This window comes from Streptomyces sp. 15-116A (assembly GCF_025290915.1).
Taxonomy (GTDB): Bacteria; Actinomycetota; Actinomycetes; order Streptomycetales; family Streptomycetaceae; genus Streptomyces.
Genome location: NZ_JAOCQE010000045.1, coordinates 1 through 15,941, shown reverse-complemented (window position 1 = coordinate 15,941; position 15,941 = coordinate 1). Strand labels below are relative to the sequence as shown.

At 70.3% G+C, this 15,941-nt stretch carries 13 protein-coding genes; 4 read left to right on the top strand and 9 right to left on the bottom strand.

Features of this window, described 5'->3' with window-relative positions:
* Window positions 1-81: 81 nt before the first annotated feature.
* The 3 genes from N4P33_RS11150 to N4P33_RS11140 form a co-directional block, all read right to left on the bottom strand.
* Window positions 82-333: a DUF6458 family protein gene (locus N4P33_RS11150; protein WP_260826199.1), complete on the bottom strand. Its 252-nt coding sequence runs from the start codon at window positions 331-333 to the stop codon at window positions 82-84.
* A gap of 81 nt (window positions 334-414) precedes the next feature.
* Window positions 415-1,710, bottom strand: a complete 1,296-nt coding sequence (locus N4P33_RS11145) for a M18 family aminopeptidase (RefSeq protein WP_260826198.1) — start codon at window positions 1,708-1,710, stop codon at window positions 415-417.
* 100 nt (window positions 1,711-1,810) lie between these two features.
* A complete protein-coding gene (locus tag N4P33_RS11140; protein ID WP_260826197.1) occupies window positions 1,811-3,637 on the bottom strand; it encodes an acyl-CoA dehydrogenase in 1,827 nt (608 codons plus the stop codon).
* Window positions 3,638-3,805: 168 nt separating this feature from the next.
* On the opposite strand from N4P33_RS11140, the gene N4P33_RS11135 reads away from it, so the two are divergent.
* The 3 genes from N4P33_RS11135 (at window position 3,806) to N4P33_RS11125 (ending at window position 6,511) form a co-directional block, all read left to right on the top strand.
* On the top strand, window positions 3,806-4,270 hold the full coding sequence (locus N4P33_RS11135; RefSeq protein WP_260826196.1) for an SseB family protein: 465 nt from the start codon (window positions 3,806-3,808) through the stop codon (window positions 4,268-4,270).
* A gap of 113 nt (window positions 4,271-4,383) precedes the next feature.
* On the top strand, window positions 4,384-5,364 hold the full coding sequence (locus N4P33_RS11130; RefSeq protein ID WP_260826195.1) for a pirin family protein: 981 nt from the start codon (window positions 4,384-4,386) through the stop codon (window positions 5,362-5,364).
* A gap of 82 nt (window positions 5,365-5,446) precedes the next feature.
* Window positions 5,447-6,511, top strand: a complete 1,065-nt coding sequence (locus tag N4P33_RS11125; RefSeq protein WP_260826194.1) for an AI-2E family transporter — start codon at window positions 5,447-5,449, stop codon at window positions 6,509-6,511.
* A gap of 21 nt (window positions 6,512-6,532) precedes the next feature.
* Here the strand turns inward: N4P33_RS11125 and N4P33_RS11120 are convergent, their stop codons facing one another.
* Window positions 6,533-8,674 carry a SpoIIE family protein phosphatase gene (locus tag N4P33_RS11120; RefSeq protein WP_260826193.1) on the bottom strand — a complete coding sequence of 714 codons (2,142 nt, stop codon included), beginning with the start codon at window positions 8,672-8,674 and terminating at the stop codon, window positions 6,533-6,535.
* Between the two features lie 156 nt (window positions 8,675-8,830).
* Here N4P33_RS11120 and aspS point away from each other — a divergent pair, with 156 nt between their 5' ends.
* Window positions 8,831-10,594, top strand: coding sequence for an aspartate--tRNA ligase (aspS, locus tag N4P33_RS11115; protein WP_260826192.1), 1,764 nt, complete (start codon window positions 8,831-8,833; stop codon window positions 10,592-10,594).
* A 58-nt stretch (window positions 10,595-10,652) separates the two neighbouring features.
* Here aspS and N4P33_RS11110 read toward each other — a convergent pair whose 3' ends face one another.
* From N4P33_RS11110 to N4P33_RS11090, 5 genes are all read right to left on the bottom strand, one after another.
* Window positions 10,653-11,519, bottom strand: coding sequence for a PhzF family phenazine biosynthesis protein (locus N4P33_RS11110; protein ID WP_260826191.1), 867 nt, complete (start codon window positions 11,517-11,519; stop codon window positions 10,653-10,655).
* Between the two features lie 49 nt (window positions 11,520-11,568).
* Window positions 11,569-12,978, bottom strand: coding sequence for a VCBS repeat-containing protein (locus N4P33_RS11105; protein WP_260826190.1), 1,410 nt, complete (start codon window positions 12,976-12,978; stop codon window positions 11,569-11,571).
* A gap of 51 nt (window positions 12,979-13,029) precedes the next feature.
* A complete protein-coding gene (locus N4P33_RS11100) occupies window positions 13,030-13,395 on the bottom strand; it encodes a PH domain-containing protein (RefSeq protein WP_260826189.1) in 366 nt (121 codons plus the stop codon).
* A gap of 91 nt (window positions 13,396-13,486) precedes the next feature.
* Complete coding sequence (gene metG, locus N4P33_RS11095) at window positions 13,487-15,202, bottom strand: methionine--tRNA ligase (protein ID WP_260826188.1); 1,716 nt, start codon at window positions 15,200-15,202, stop codon at window positions 13,487-13,489.
* Window positions 15,203-15,332: 130 nt separating this feature from the next.
* A partial coding sequence (locus N4P33_RS11090) for a VWA domain-containing protein (protein ID WP_260826187.1) occupies window positions 15,333-15,941 on the bottom strand: 609 nt, incomplete at its 5' end.

Here is a 15,941-nt window from a genome sequence, read left to right as displayed (position 1 = left end):
CGGGATGAACAGGGGGGCTCACCGACACGGGTGGGCCCCCCTTGGCCGGTGCCGTGCGGCATCCCTCCAGCCGCGGGCGGCTCACGCTCCGTAGCCGTTGGAGTAGCCGTCCCTGCGGTGCGGGTTGGCCGGGTCGTCGACCATGGGGGCCGTCGGGGGGACCACCACGCGCCTGCGGCGGGCGATGCTGCTGAACGTCGCCACGCCGATCAGGCCGACGATCATGAAGATGATGCCGACCAGGTCCAGGTTGACTCCCTGCATGTCCCAGTCGGTCGCGAAGGTGAGGATGGCTCCCACCGCGATGAGGATGATGCATCCGCCGAGGCCCATGAGTCACGCCTTCCTGTCCGGTCGTTCCGGTGGACACCGGGTACCCGGAGGGTCAGCACTCATGCCGCGCCCCGGAGTTGACTATCCCTCCAGGAACGCGGTCAGGGCGGCTGCCAGCAGGAACGGGTCCTGGGCGCCGCACAGTTCGCGGGCGCTGTGCATGGAGAGGATCGCCACGCCGATGTCCACCGTGCGGATGCCGTGCCGGGCCGCCGTGATCGGGCCGATCGTCGTGCCGCAGGGCATCGCGTTGTTGGAGACGAACGACTGGAAGGGCACGCCGGCCTTCTCGCACGCGGCGGCGAACACCGCGCGGCCCGAACCGTCCGTGGCGTAGCGGTTGTTGACGTTGACCTTGAGGATTGGGCCGCCGTCGATGCGCGGGTGGTGCGTCGGGTCGTGCCGCTCCGCGTAGTTGGGGTGGACCGCGTGGCCCGTGTCGGAGGACAGGCAGACGGTCGCCGCGAAGGCGCGAGCGCGGTCCTCGTACGACCCTCCGCGCGCGAACACCGAGCGCTCCAGCACGCCGCCCAGCAGCGGGCCGTCCGCGCCGGTGTCCGACTGGGAGCCGTTCTCCTCGTGGTCGAAGGCGGCGAGCACCGGGATGTACCGCAGGTCCGGGCCGGCCGCCGCTGCCGCCAGCGCCGCCGTGCCGGCGTGGACGGAGAGCAGGTTGTCCATGCGCGGGCCCGCCACCAGCTCGCGGTCGCGGCCGAGGTACGCCGGCGGCTCCACGGAGTGCACCATCAGGTCCCAGCCGGTGACCTCGCCGGACGGGATGCCGGCCGTCTCCTCCAGGAAGGCGATCAGGTCGCCGTCGGTGACGTCGTCGCCGAGGCCCCACACCGGCTGCATGTGACGCTGCTTGTCGAGCTTGAGGCCCTCCGCCGTCACCGAGCGGTCCAGGTGGATCGCGAGCTGCGGGACCCGCAGCAGCGGGCGGTCGACGTTCACCAGGCGGGTCGAGCCGTCGCGCAGGGTCAGGCGGCCGGCCAGGCCCAGGTCGCGGTCGAGCCAGGAGTTCAGCAGCGGGCCGCCGTAGATCTCCACGGCGACCTGGCGCCAGCCGTGCGCCCCGCTGTCGGGCCGCGGCTTCACGCGCAGGTTGGGGGAGTCGGTGTGGGCGCCGACGATCCGGAACGGCGTGTGGGGGGCCGCGCCCTCGGGGACGTACCAGGCGATGATCGCGCCGCCGCGCAGCACGTACTTGCCGCCGCTCGTCCCGTCCCAGGCGTCCGTCTCCGCGACCTGCTTGAAGCCGGCCTTCTCCAGCCGCTCGGCGGCGTTCGCCACGGCGTGGTACGGCGTGGGGCTCGCCGCGAGGAAGGTCATCAGGTCGTCGGTGTGGCCGCGGTCGAAGCGGGAGGGTGCGCTCATGGGGTTCACCTTAACGACGGATGAGCTCGGGTTGACGACGGACGAGGGCCCGCTTCCCGGCAAGGGGAAGCGGGCCCTCGTGAGGCCGGGGAGGGAAGGACTAGAACGCCGCCTCGTCCAGCTCCATCAGGTCCAGCTCGACGCCCTCGGCGACCTTGCGGGCCAGGGTGACGCCGGGCAGGACGTTCGCCGCGAAGAACTTCGCCGCGGCGATCTTGCCGGTGTAGAAGGCCTTGTCCTTGCCGGTGGCCGTCGGCAGCTTCTCGGCGGCGACCGCGGCGCCCTTGAGCAGCAGGTAGCCGACGATCACGTCACCGGAGGCCATCAGCAGGCGGGTGGTGTTCAGGCCCACCTTGTAGATGTTCTTGACGTCCTGCTCGGTCGCCGCGAGGTCGGTCAGCATCAGGCCCACGATGGCCTCCAGCTCGACGGCGGCCTTGGCGAGGTGCTCGCGGGCGGTCGCCAGCTCCTCGCCGCCGGTGTTGATGGCCAGGAACTTCTTGATGTCCTCGGCGAGCGAGTTCAGCGCGGCGCCCTGGTTGCGGACGATCTTCCGGAAGAAGTAGTCCTGGCCCTGGATCGCCGTGGTGCCCTCGTACAGGGTGTCGATCTTGGAGTCCCGGATGTACTGCTCGATCGGGTACTCCTGCAGGAAGCCGGAGCCGCCGAAGGTCTGCAGCGACTGGGCGAGCTGCTCGTAGCCCTTCTCGGAGCCGTAGCCCTTGACGATCGGCAGGAGCAGGTCGTTCAGCGCGTGCTCGGTCGTGGCGTCCTCGCCCGCGGCCTCCTTGACCGCGATCGCGTCCTGGATCGAGGCCGTGTAGAGGACGAGCGCGCGCATGCCCTCCGCGTACGCCTTCTGCGTCATCAGCGAGCGGCGCACGTCCGGGTGGTGCGTGATGGTGACCTTGGGCGCGGTCTTGTCCATGAAGTTCGCCAGGTCGGGGCCCTGGACGCGCTCCTTGGCGTACTCCAGCGCGTTGAGGTAGCCCGTCGACAGCGTGGAGATCGCCTTCGTGCCGACCATCATGCGGGCGAACTCGATGATGCGGAACATCTGGCGGATGCCGTCGTGCTTGTCACCGATCAGCCAGCCCTTGGCGGGGTGCTGGTCGCCGAACGTCATCTCGCAGGTGTTGGAGGCCTTCAGGCCCATCTTGTGCTCGACGTTGGTGGCGTAGACGCCGTTGCGCTCGCCGAGCTCGCCGGTCTCGAAGTCGAAGAGGTACTTCGGGACGAGGAAGAGGGACAGGCCCTTGGTGCCGGGACCTGCGCCCTCGGGGCGGGCGAGCACGTAGTGGAGGATGTTCTCCGACATGTCGTGCTCACCGGAGGTGATGAAGCGCTTCACGCCCTCGATGTGCCAGGAGCCGTCCTCCTGCTGCACGGCCTTGGTGCGGCCGGCGCCCACGTCCGAACCGGCGTCCGGCTCGGTGAGGACCATGGTGGAGCCCCACTGCTTGTCCACCGCGATCTGCGCGATCTTCTTCTGGACGTCGTTGCCCTCGTCGTAGAGGATTCCGGCGAAGGCCGGGCCGGAGGAGTACATCCACACGGCCGGGTTGGCGCCGAGGATCAGCTCCGCGTACGACCAGATCAGCGAGGGGGGAGCCGTCGTGCCGCCGATGGCCTCGGGCAGGCCCAGGCGCCAGTACTCGGAGTCCATGAAGGCCTGGTAGCTCTTCTTGAAGGACTCGGGGACCGGGGCGGTGTTCGTCTCGGGGTCGAAGACCGGGGGGTTGCGGTCGGCGTCGGCGAAGGACTCGGCCAGCTCGTTCTCCGCGAGGCGGGTGAGCTCCTCGAGGATGCTCTTGGCGGTCTCGACGTCCATCTCCTCGAACGGGCCGGTGCCGTACAGCTTGTCGCGCCCCAGTACTTCGAAGAGGTTGAACTCGATGTCGCGGAGATTCGACTTGTAGTGCCCCATGGCGACGGCTCCGTTAGAGAGATCGGCGAGGCACTGAATCCTCGCACTAGTTCACGTACCAATCAGTAGCTACGATGATGCTACCCGTCGGTAATAAGAAGCAACCCCGATCCGGACATCTGTGACTCAGCCCTCTCGGTCCTCCGGCGGGTCAGTAGTCTGTGGGGCATGTACGGCTACGACCAGAACGTAGGGGCACAGCAGGGCTACGTCCCGCCGCAGCAGCAGATGCCGGGCGGGTACGGACAGCAGCCGCCGCTGTACCCGGAGCCGTCCGCGCCCTCGCTCGCCGACGCGGTGCGCGCGTTCACCACCGGGCAGATGGCCGCGGAGGACTTCCAGCAGATCTTCGCCACGTCGAAGGTGTACTGCCCGCGCGGCGACAACCCCGGTTTCCTCGCCCTGCACAACACCCAGCAGCCGGTGATCCCGATGTTCACCTCGCTCAAGGAGCTGCGGCGGTACGCGGGCAAGGAGTCCAAGTACTTCGTGATCACCGGCGCCGAGGTGATCGACCTGCTGCCGACCGGGTACGGCTTCGTCCTCGACATGGAGGGCGAGCACCGGATGGTGTTCGACGCGAAGGCGGTCGAGCAGATGGTGGAGTTCGCGATGCGCCGGATGTATGGCTGAGCTGTGACGCCGTCACGTGGAGCCCGGAGGGAATGCCCTCCGGGCTCTCTCTGTTGGGGGTGACAAGAAGTTCAACGCTCAACTAAAGTGGGCGTACCCGAGGAGGTACCGACATGCCTGCAGTGACCGTCGAGAACCCGTTGACGCTGCCCCGCGTGGCCGCACCCGCCGACGCCGTGGCCCGTCCCGTGCTGGCCGTCACGACCGCTCCGAGCGGTTTCGAGGGCGAGGGCTTCCCGGTGCGCCGGGCGTTCGCGGGGATCAACTACCGCCATCTCGACCCGTTCATCATGATGGACCAGATGGGTGAGGTGGACTACGCGCCGGGCGAGCCCAAGGGCACGCCCTGGCACCCGCACCGCGGCTTCGAGACCGTCACCTACATCATCGACGGGATCTTCGACCACCAGGACTCGCACGGCGGTGGCGGCACCATCACCAACGGCGACACCCAGTGGATGACCGCGGGCGCCGGCCTGCTGCACATCGAGGCCCCGCCGGAGCACCTGGTGATGTCCGGCGGGCTGTTCCACGGGCTCCAGCTGTGGGTGAACCTGCCGGCCAAGGACAAGATGATGGCGCCGCGCTACCAGGACATCCGGGGCGGCTCGGTCCAGTTGCTCACCAGCCCCGACGGCGGCGCGCTGCTGCGGGTCATCGCCGGTGAGCTGGACGGCCACGCCGGTCCCGGCATCACGCACACGCCGATCACGATGATCCACGCGACGCTGGCGCCGGGCGCGGAGATCACCCTGCCCTGGCGGGAGGACTTCAACGGGCTCGCGTACGTGCTGGCGGGCAAGGGCGCGGTCGGCAGCGAGCGGCGGCCGATTCAGCTGGGGCAGACCGCCGTCTTCGGCGCCGGGTCGTCGCTGACCGTCCGCGCGGACGAGAAGCAGGACTCCCACACCCCGGACCTGGAGATCGTCCTCCTCGGCGGCCGGCCGATCCGTGAGCCGATGGCCCACTACGGCCCGTTCGTGATGAACACCAAGGACGAGCTGATGCAGGCCTTCGAGGACTTCCAGAAGGGCCGGCTCGGGACGATCCCGGCCGTGCACGGGATGACCGAGCAGGGTCCCGAGGAGGCGTAACGCCGAGCGGTCCCGCCCTGGCGGTCACCCACGCGGGGTGCCAGGGCAGGACACGCCCAGCCGGTCATGATCGGCTGGGCGTGTGCAGGACTTTTCGCCGTTGCTGCCCGAACCGGTCCGGCGGTTCGCCGCCTGGTGTGCCGTCGTCCTGCTCGCCTCCGGGGTCGTCTACGTCGGGATCCTGCTGTGCGTGGAGTTCCGGCCCGCGGTGATCCCCGTGCTGCTCGCGCTGCTCGGGACCGCGCTGCTCGGGCCGCTGCACCGGTGGCTGGTGCGGGTCGGCGTGCGGCGGTCCCTGGCGGCGGGGCTCACCTGTGTCGCGGTCGTCGCCGTGGTCGGCGGGGCCGTCTACATCGTGGTGGCCGCGCTGATCGAGTCCGGCGACGAGATCGTCGCCTCGCTGCGCACCGCCGCGCAGGACCTCGCGGAGCACTTCGGGGCCGCCGGGACCTCGCTCCACGACCTCGCGTCCAGCTCGCGCGAGCTGCTGTCCAAGTTCGGCGGCACGGCCGCCTCCGGTGTCATCAGCGGGGTCAGTGTCGTCGGCGAGACGCTCGCCATGGCGGTGCTGGCGCTGCTGCTCGTCTTCTTCTTCCTGCGCGACTCCGACCGGGCCGTCGGCGTCCTGCGCTCCCTCGTCCCGCGCAGCTCGGGCGACATGGTGGTGGCCATGGCCCGGCGGGCCTTCCACGCCGTGGAGGGGTTCATGCGCGGGACGACCTTCATCGCGCTGATCGACGCGACCTGCATCACCGTCGGGCTGCTGATCCTCGACGTGCCGGGCGCGGCGGGGCTCGGCGCGCTGGTCTTCGTCGGCGCCTACATCCCGTATCTGGGGGCGTTCCTGTCCGGGGCGGTGGCGGTGCTGGTGGCGCTGGCCGACCGGGGCTTCGTGATCGCGCTGTGGGCGCTCGGGGTGGTGCTCGCGGTGCAGGTGCTGGAGGGGCATGTGCTCCAGCCGATGATCCAGAGCCGGACCGTGCAGATGCATCCGGCGGTGGTGATGCTGGCGATCGCGGCGGGGGCCGCGGTGGCGGGGATCGTCGGCATGCTGATGGCGGTGCCGCTGACGGCGGCGGCGTTCGGTGTGCTGGACGAGCTGCGCCACCGGTACGCGGCGGCGGAGGGGCCCGGCAAGACGCTGTAGCCGCCGTCCCGCCGTGGCTGTTCAGCCGGAGTGGCCGGAGTGCCCCCCGTCGCCGTCCGTCTCGTACAGCTCGAACCAGATGCTCTTGCCCTCGCCGCGCGGGTCGACGCCCCAGGTGTGCGCCAGGAGCTCGATCAGGACCAGGCCGCGGCCGGAGGAGGCCAGCTCGCCCGGTCTGCGGCGGTGCGGCAGATCGTCGCCGGAGTCGGTGACCTCGATGCGCATGCGGCGGCCGTCCCGGCCCCCGGTGACCTCCGCGACCAGCAGGGCGTCGGCGTCGGTGTGCACAAGGACGTTGGTGAGCAGCTCCGACAGCAACAGCACCGCCGAGTCCACCTGGTCCGGCGAGGACCAGTCGTGCAGCAGCTCGCGCAGCTGGTGCCGGGCCACGGCGACCCGCTCGGGCTCGGCCTGCGCCACCGTGAGCATGGTGCGGCGCACCGGCGGCCGTACGGTGTCGGTCTCGGCGCCGCAGCCGCAGCCCTCGCCCTGCCGGGACAGCAGCAGCATGGCGATGTCGTCCTCGCGGCGGTCGGCGAGCGGGCCGGTGGTGTGGTGCGAGGAGGGACCGTGCACCGCCTGGACCAGGGCGTCGGCCAGCTCCTCCAGGTTGCCCTTGTGGTCCTCGAGGATGCCGCGCAGGCGGGTCCACCCGGTGTCCAGGTCGTGGCCGCCGGTCTCGATCAGCCCGTCGGTGCAGATCAGCATGGTCTCGGCGGGTTCGAGGATCAGCCGGGTGGTGGGGTAGTCGGCGTCCGGGTCGATGCCCAGCGGCAGTCCGCCGGCCGTGGGCCGGGTCAGAACGGTCGCGTCGGCCATGCGGATCACCGGGTCCGGGTGCCCGGCGCGGGCCACCTCCAGGACGCCGGTGGTGGGGTCGACCTCGACGTACAGGCAGGTCGCGAAGCGCAGCTCGCTGGGGTCGGCCTCGCCGATGCCGTGCAGGAAGCGGGAAGCGCGGGTGAGCACGGCGTCGGGCCGGTGCCCCTCGGAGGCGTAGGCGCGCAGGGCTATGCGCAGCTGGCCCATCAGCCCCGCCGCCCGCACGTCATGTCCCTGTACGTCTCCGATGACCAGGGCGAACCGTCCGCTGGGCAGCGGGATCACGTCGTACCAGTCGCCGCCGACCTGGAGGCCGCCGCCGGTGGGGACGTAGCGGGCGGCGACGCTCATGCCGGGGATGCGCTGGGGGCCCAGCTTGGGCAGCATCGTGCGCTGCAGGCCGTCGGTCAGGGCCCGCTCGCTCTCGGCGGTGCCCGCCCGGGTCAGGGCCTGCGCCAGCATCCGGGCCACGGTGGTCAGCACGGACCGCTCGTCGGGGGTGAACGCGACGGGGTAGGCGAAGGCGGCCATCCACGCGCCCATGGGGCGTCCGGCCACCGTCAGCGGCAGGAAAGCCCAGGACTGCCGGCCGAAGCGCTGCGCCATCGGCCAGGTGAGCGGGTAGCGGGCCTTGTACTGCTCCGGGGAGGACAGATACACCGCGCGGCCGGTGCGGACCACCTCGGCGGCCGGGTAGTCCGTGTCCAGCGGCATGTAGGTGAAGGGGCCCTCGTCACCGGGTTCGTGCCCGTGGTGGCCGATGATCGTCAGCCGTTCGCCCTCGACACCGAACACCGCCAGGCCGTCGGGTGAGAAGCCCGGCATCGACAGGTTCGCCGCGACCCGCAGCACCTCCTGCGTGGACCGGGCTTCGGCGAGCGCGCGGCCCGCGTCCAGCAGGAAGGCCTCCCTGGAGCGCCGCCAGTCGCCGGTGACCGCGCTGCGGCCCGCGGGGGTGCCCGGCGTCGGCTCGGTGACCTCCTGGAGCGTGCCGGTCAGGACGTAGGCCTTGCGGCCGTGGTCGAAGCTGGGCTTGGAGCGGCTGCGGACGACGCGGACGATGTGCCCCCGGTCGTCCATGATCCGGATGCGGACCTCGGCGAGCGTGCCCTCGGCGACGGCGAGCTGCACCACGCCGGTGATCTCGTTCCAGTCGACGGGATGCAGCCGGGCGCGCACCTGCGCCTCGGTCAGCGTCACCTCCTCGGCGGGCAGCCCGAGCAGCCGGGCAGCGACGGCGTCCACCGTGACCAGCCCGGTTGCGGTGTCCCAGTGCCACCGGCCGGTGCCCAGAAGGGAGAGGACGTCCTCCACCGAGGGCAGGGGCTCACCAGTGCGCATTGCCCCACTTTAGGAAGAATGACGCGAACGGTGCCACCGTTGCCGGATGCCCGTCCCCTCGATCACCGTGGGGAGCCGATCTTGGGGCGGCCGGTAGGCTTGGGGGAGTTTCACGTGAAACAACGACCCCGATCCGCGAAGACTGGATGAACGACGATGCATCGGTACAGGTCCCACACCTGCGGCGAGCTCCGCTCCTCTGACGTCGGCACCGACGTCCGGCTGAGTGGCTGGCTGCACAATCGGCGCGACCTGGGCGGCATCCTCTTCATCGATCTGCGCGACCACTACGGCATCACGCAGCTCGTGGCCCGCCCCGGCACCGAGGCCTACGAGGCGCTGGACAAGCTCTCCAAGGAGACGGTCGTCCGCGTCGACGGCAAGGTCGTCTCGCGCGGCGCGGAGAACATCAACCCCGACCTGCCGACCGGCGAGGTCGAGGTCGAGGTCGGCGAGGTCGAGGTGCTGGGCGAGGCCGCCCCGCTCCCCTTCACCATCAACACCGAGGACGGCGTCAACGAGGAGCGGCGCCTGGAGTACCGCTTCCTGGACCTGCGCCGCGAGCGCATGCACCGCAACATCATGCTGCGCACGCAGGTGATCTCGTCGATCCGCCAGAAGATGTCGGCGCTCGGCTTCAACGAGCTGGCCACGCCGATCCTGAGCGCGACCTCCCCCGAGGGCGCCCGCGACTTCGTGGTCCCCTCCCGCCTGCACCCGGGCAAGTTCTACGCGCTGCCGCAGGCCCCGCAGCAGTTCAAGCAGCTGCTGATGATCTCCGGCTTCGACCGCTACTTCCAGATCGCGCCCTGCTTCCGCGACGAGGACGCCCGCGCCGACCGCTCGCCCGGCGAGTTCTACCAGCTCGACGTCGAGATGAGCTTCGTCGAGCAGGAGGACGTCTTCCAGCCGATCGAGCAGCTGATGACCGAGCTGTTCGAGGAGTTCGGAGGTGGCCGCCACGTCACCTCCCCGTTCCCGCGGATCCCGTTCCGCGAGGCGATGCTGAAGTACGGCTCCGACAAGCCGGACCTGCGCGCCAAGCTGGAGCTCGTCGACATCACCGACATCTTCGAGGGCTCGGAGTTCAAGGCCTTCGCCGGCAAGCACGTGCGCGCGCTGCCGGTGCCGGACGTCGCCGGGCAGCCGCGCAAGTTCTTCGACCAGCTCGGCGACTTCGCGGTCTCCCAGGGCGCCAAGGGCCTGGCGTGGGTGCGCGTCGGCGAGGACGGCTCGCTGACCGGCCCGATCGCGAAGTTCCTCACCGAGGCGAACGTCGCCGAGCTGACCAAGCGCCTGTCGCTGGCCGCCGGTCACGCGGTGTTCTTCGGCGCGGGCGAGTTCGACGAGGTCTCGAAGATCATGGGCGCGGTGCGGGTCGAGGCCGCCAAGCGTGCAGGGCACTTCGAGGAGGACGTCTTCCGGTTCTGCTGGATCGTCGACTTCCCGATGTACGAGCGGGACGAGGAGACCGGGAAGATCGACTTCTCGCACAACCCGTTCTCCATGCCGCAGGGCGGCCTGGAGGCCCTTCAGACCCAGGACCCGCTGGACATCCTCGGCTGGCAGTACGACATCGTCTGCAACGGCGTCGAGCTGTCCTCCGGCGCGATCCGGAACCACGAGCCGGAGATCATGCTCAAGGCCTTCGAGATCGCGGGCTACGACCGGGAGACCGTCGAGGAGAAGTTCGCCGGCATGCTCCGCGCGTTCCGCTTCGGCGCCCCGCCGCACGGCGGCATCGCGCCCGGCGTCGACCGCATCGTCATGCTGCTGGCCGACGAGCCCAACATCCGCGAGACCATCGCCTTCCCGCTCAACGGCAACGCGCTGGACCTGATGATGGGCGCGCCGACGGAGCTGGACGAGACCCGGCTGAAGGAGCTGCACCTGTCGGTGCGCAAGCCGCAGCCGAAGTAGTCGCACGCAAGGGGAGGGCCCGGAACACCAGGCGGTGTTCCGGGCCCTCCCCTTGGCTCTATTCGGGGATACGGGTCCCCGTGCCCCCGACTCGCACCCGCGGGTCGCCGGCCCGCAGCTCGACGGTCAGGACGCCCGGACGGCCCATGTCCTCGCCCTGGTGCAGGGTAAGGACCGCCTCCTCGGGCACCAGGCCCAGCTCACGGGCGTACGCGCCGAACGCGGCGGCCGCAGCGCCGGTCGCCGGGTCCTCGACCACACCGCCGACCGGGAACGGGTCACGGACGTGGAAGACCGTCTCGGAGGCCCGCCACACCAGCTGAACCGTCGTCAGGTCCAAGCGCTGCATGAGCGCTTCGAGGCGGTCGAAGTCGTACGACAGGTCAGCCAGCCGTTCGCGGGTCGCGGCGGCCAGCACGAGGTGCCGGGCGCCGGCGAAGGCGATCCGGGGCGGCAGCGCGGGGTCCAGGTCGGAGGAGGGCCAGTCGAGGGCGGCGAGTGCCTCCCGGACGTCCGCGTCGGCGACGTCCTCGACGCGCGGCTCCACGCTGGTGAGCGTGGCCCGCAGGGTCCCGTCGCCCTCGGCGGTCACCGTCACGGGGACGATCCCCGCGGGCGTCCGGAACTCCATCTCCCCCGGCCCGGACCGCTCGGCCAGCGCGATCGCCGAGGCGACGGTGGCATGCCCGCAGAACGGGACCTCGGCCTTGGGGCTGAAGTACCGCACCATGAAGGTCCGTCCGGGCTCGCAGGTCGGGGTGAGAAACGCGGTCTCGCTGTAGCCCAGCTCGGCGGCGATCGCCAGCATGTCCTCGTCCGGCAGACCGGTGGCGTCGAGCACGACCCCGGCGGGGTTGCCGCCGCCGGGGTCGTCCGAGAACGCGGTGTAGCGCAGCACTTCTTGGCTCCGGGAAGTGATCGTCATACCGGGCCCAACCCAGCGGTGGGCGCGGTCATTCCCGGTGCACCTCTTCTCAGAGGAGGGGCAGTTCGTCGCCGCCGAGCAGTTGCCAACCGGAGGCGGGGAGGCCGAACTGGGAGGTGGTGAGCATCGTGCTGCCGTTCGTGCCGGGCCGGGTGGCGCCTCCGGGCAGGATCCAGGCCGCACCCGCGTAGTTGTTCTCCCCGTTCGCGGTGACGATCAGTTCGGGCCGGCCGTCGCGGTTGACGTCGCCCGCGGAGAGGGTCGTGCCGAACCGGTCACCGGCCTCGCTGCCGCCCGGGACACCCTCGGTGTCCTGGGTGTAGGAGTAGGCACCGGCGCCCGGCGTGCCGGTGCGTCTGCCGGGGATCACGGTGACCATCCCCGCGCTCGGCACAGCGCCCAGCTTCTCGTGGGGCGAGCCCACGACGATGTCGCCGACGCCGTCGCGGTCGAGATCCGCGACCACGACGGACGCGCCGAAGTCGTCGCCCTTCTCCCCGGAGCCGGGAACGCCCGGGCTGTCCTGGGAGATCACGGTCGGCTCGGCGTCCTTCGGGATGCCGTTCGGGCCGCCGTACCAGATCAGGACGCGCCCGCCCAGCTCCCCGTCGACCCCCCGCTGCTCGGGCTCGTCGGGATCGCCGGCGACGACGTCGCCGTATCCGTCGCCGTTCACATCACCGATGGCGGCGACGAGGGCGTCCCCCTGGGACTGGGGCCTCGGGTGGCTTTCCGCGTCCACCGGGTTCGTGAACACCAGGCCGCCCGTGTGGCCACCCATCCGACCGGACACCGCCACCGTGTCGGCCAGGCCGTTCCGGTCGATGTCGCCCGTGGCGACGGAGCTGAACCAACTGACGCTCCCGGCAAGGGCGGTCGGGAAGTCACCGGTCCGGGTGAACGAACCGCGGTAGGTCTTGGTGTCGTTCCAGCCGCCGACGATCACCAGGCTGCGCGACGACGACTCCTTGCCCGCGGCGGCCACGTCACGGCCGAACCGCTCGAAGTCCCCCGGAGGAGTCGGGAGCGTCCGCCCCGACACCAGCCCCGAGCGGCTGCCCCAGAGGATCGTGACCATCCCCTTGTCCGCACCCTCGGGAAGGTCCTCGTAGGGTGCGCCGACGACGAGGTCGGCGTAGCCGTCGCGGTCGAGGTCGGCCGAAGCGGTGGAGGCGCCGAAAGAGTCGCCCGTCTCGGCCCCGCCCGGCACCCCGGGCGAGTCCTGGGTGAGCAGAACGCGGTTCTTCGCCGACAGGCCCGAGGCCGAGCCGTACAGGACGATCACGGCCCCGGCCGACTCGCGCCCGCCGACGGTCGCGGCGGGTACGCGCAGGACGGCGTCGCGGTAGCCGTCACCGTTGAAGTCGGCGGGTTCGGTGTGCCCGGCCGCGTGCGCGCCGACGGGCGCCAGCGCACCGCCGAGCAGGCCGGCGAGCAGCGCGGCGGCCAGGGCAGCCATGCGGGATCTTCGGCTACGGCCGTACGCGATCGAGTCTCTGGCCATCGCGGATCACCGGGCCACGAACTGCGTGAGGATGGCCTGGACCTCGTAGATGTCGACGCCCTTGGTGAAGGTCTTCTCGATCGGGGCCGGGGTGCCCGAGATCCAGATCTTGAGCTCGGCGTCGAGGTCGAAGTGGCCGGCCGTCTCCACGGAGAAGTGGGTGATGCTGCGGTACGGGACCGAGTGGTACTCGGTCTTCTTGCCGGTGATGCCCTGCTTGTCGACCAGGATCAGACGGCGGTCGGTGAAGAGGATGGTGTCGCGGATCAGCAGATACGCCGCGTGCACCTGCTCGCCGTGACCCAGCAGGCGCGCGTAGTCCTGCTGGGCCTTGCCCGGGTCGACGGTGTGAGCGTTGCCGAACAGTGCCATGAAGGGTCCCCCCACGGGATGTCTCGGATCGATCGATCACGATCGGGCTCGATCATCCAGGGCGGGAGGAACCGCGGCAAGAGCGGGGCGCCTACTCCTCGGAGCCGCCGAAGCGCTCCTTGTACGTCTCCAGGTCGTCCTCCGTGAGCTTGGCGAAGAGGACCGGGGGGACCGTGAAGGGGGTGCCGGCCGGGATCGTGGTGAGGGAGCGGGCCTCGTCCGGGGTGATCCAGGTGGCGGTGTCGTTCTTCAGGGCGAAGGACTGGCGCATCGCCTTCGAGGAGGTCGGGATGAAGGGCTCCGAGACCACCGCGTAGAGGTGGATCAGGTTCATCGCCGTGCGGAGCGTGAGGGCCGCGGCGTCCTTGTCGGTCTTGATCTCCAGCCAGGGGGCCTTCTCCTCCAGGTAGGAGTTGCCCGCCGACCACAGGGCGCGCAGCGCCGCCGCGGCCTTGCGGAACTGGATGGCCTCCATGTGCTCCTCGTACTCGGCGAGGAGACGGGCGATCTCCTCGCCCAGCTTCGCCTCCGCCTCGCCGGGCGCGGCGCCCGCCGGGACCTCGTCGCCGAAGCGCTTGCGGGAGAAGGACAGCACGCGGTTGACGAAGTTGCCGAGGGTGTCGGCGAGGTCCTTGTTGACCGTGGCGGTGAAGTGCTCCCAGGTGAAGGACGTGTCGTCCGACTCGGGGGCGTTCGCCATCATGAAGTAACGCCAGTAGTCGGCGGGCAGGATCTCCAGGGCGTCGTGCGTGAAGACGCCGCGCTGCTGCGAGGTGGAGAACTTGCCGCCGTAGTAGTTCAGCCAGTTGAAGGCCTTGATGACGTCGACCTTCTTCCACGGGGCGCGGGTGCCCAGCAGGGTCGCCGGGAACATCACGCTGTGGAACGGGACGTTGTCCTTGCCCATGAACTGCGTGTAGCGGACGTCGGTCTCCGACTCCCACCACCACGAGCGCCAGTCGCGGTTCTCCGGGTCCTGGTCCGCCCACTCCTTCGTCGCGCCGATGTACTCGATCGGGGCGTCGAACCACACGTAGAAGACCTTGCCCTCGGCCGCGAGGTCCGGCCACGTGTCCGCCGGGACGGGGACGCCCCAGTCCAGGTCACGGGTGATCGCCCGGTCGTGCAGGCCCTCCGTCAGCCACTTGCGGGCGATGGAGGAGGCGAGCACCGGCCAGTTCTCGGCGCGCTCGTCGACCCACGCCTCGACCTCGCCGGCCAGGGCGGACTGGAGGAGGAAGAGATGCTTCGTCTCCCGTACCTCCAGGTCGCTGCTGCCGCTGATCGCCGAGCGCGGCTCGATCAGGTCGGTCGGGTCCAGGACGCGGGTGCAGTTCTCGCACTGGTCGCCGCGGGCCTTGTCGTAGCCGCAGTGCGGGCAGGTGCCGATGATGTAGCGGTCGGGGAGGAAACGGCCGTCGGTGTTGGAGTACACCTGGCGGATCGCGCGCTCCTCGATGAAGCCGTTCGCCTTCAGCTCGCGGGCGATCTCCTGGGTGATCTCGCGGTTCTGCGGGGAGCTGCTGCGGCCGAAGTAGTCGAAGGCGAGGGAGAAGCCGTCGTAGATGGCCTTCTGCGCGTCGTGCGCCTGCGCGCAGAACTCGTCGACCGGGATGCCCTGCTCCTTCGCGGCGAGCTCGGCGGGGGTGCCGTGCTCGTCCGTCGCGCAGATGTAGAGGACGTCGTGGCCGCGCTGGCGCAGGTAGCGGGAGTACACGTCGGCCGGGAGCATGGACCCCACCATGTTGCCCAGGTGCTTGATCCCGTTGATGTACGGAAGGGCGCTGGTGATGAGGTGTCGAGCCATCGGGGGCTGCTCCCAGGTCGGTCTGTACGGAACCTTGAAATCGTAGCCGACACGGGTACGCCGCCCGCTGCTCGTTTTGTGGGGTGAGAAGCGGGCGGCGTGGGGGTGTGAGCCGGGGAGCGATCCGGGGTTACGGGCGCCAGTCGGCCAGTACGCCCTCGTACAGCTCCTTGTCCGTCAGCTCGCGGGGTTCCTCGCCGGCGAGGAAGTACGACGTGTTCGGGGTCTTGAGCTTGCGGAGGTAGTCGAAGGCCTTGTGCTCGGGGTCGCCGAACGCGACGAAGGAGAAGAAGACCGAGGGGTGGGTCTTCGCGGCCTCGGTGAGGGCCTGGGTGGCGGGGGTCTTCGCGTCGGGGGCGCCGTCCGTCTGGAAGATCACCAGGGCGGGGGTGTTCTTCGGGTCGTCCGTCTTGTCGTGGAGGGCGAGGACCTCCTGGACGGCGGCGTGGTAGCTGGTGCGGCCCATGCGGCCGAGGCCGGCGTGCAGGGTGTCGATCTTGTTCTCGAAGTCGGTGAGGGTGAGGTCGCCGGTGCCGTCGAGTTCGGTGGAGAAGAAGACGACCTTGACGGTGGGGGTGGGGGTGGGGTCGAGGTGGGCGGCGAGGGCGAGGGTCTGTTCCGCGAGGGCCTGGGCGGAGCCGTTCTTGTAGTACGGGCGCATGGAGGCGGAGCGGTCGAGGACGAGGTAGACCTTGGCGGGGGTGGTGAGGTTGAGCTTCTTGAGGGTGGTGGCGGCTGC

Excerpts from the sequence above, each read along its gene's own strand:
- N4P33_RS11150 (WP_260826199.1), bottom strand. The coding sequence starts at position 333 with ATGGGCCTCGGCGGATGCATCATCCTCATCGCGGTGGGAGCCATCCTC.
- N4P33_RS11145 (WP_260826198.1), bottom strand. The coding sequence starts at position 1,710 with ATGAGCGCACCCTCCCGCTTCGACCGCGGCCACACCGACGACCTGATG.
- N4P33_RS11140 (WP_260826197.1), bottom strand. The coding sequence starts at position 3,637 with ATGGGGCACTACAAGTCGAATCTCCGCGACATCGAGTTCAACCTCTTC.
- N4P33_RS11135 (WP_260826196.1), top strand. The coding sequence starts at position 3,806 with ATGTACGGCTACGACCAGAACGTAGGGGCACAGCAGGGCTACGTCCCG.
- N4P33_RS11130 (WP_260826195.1), top strand. The coding sequence starts at position 4,384 with ATGCCTGCAGTGACCGTCGAGAACCCGTTGACGCTGCCCCGCGTGGCC.
- N4P33_RS11120 (WP_260826193.1), bottom strand. The coding sequence starts at position 8,674 with ATGCGCACTGGTGAGCCCCTGCCCTCGGTGGAGGACGTCCTCTCCCTT.
- aspS (WP_260826192.1), top strand. The coding sequence starts at position 8,831 with ATGCATCGGTACAGGTCCCACACCTGCGGCGAGCTCCGCTCCTCTGAC.
- N4P33_RS11110 (WP_260826191.1), bottom strand. The coding sequence starts at position 11,519 with ATGACGATCACTTCCCGGAGCCAAGAAGTGCTGCGCTACACCGCGTTC.
- N4P33_RS11105 (WP_260826190.1), bottom strand. The coding sequence starts at position 12,978 with ATGGCTGCCCTGGCCGCCGCGCTGCTCGCCGGCCTGCTCGGCGGTGCG.
- N4P33_RS11100 (WP_260826189.1), bottom strand. The coding sequence starts at position 13,395 with ATGGCACTGTTCGGCAACGCTCACACCGTCGACCCGGGCAAGGCCCAG.
- metG (WP_260826188.1), bottom strand. The coding sequence starts at position 15,202 with ATGGCTCGACACCTCATCACCAGCGCCCTTCCGTACATCAACGGGATC.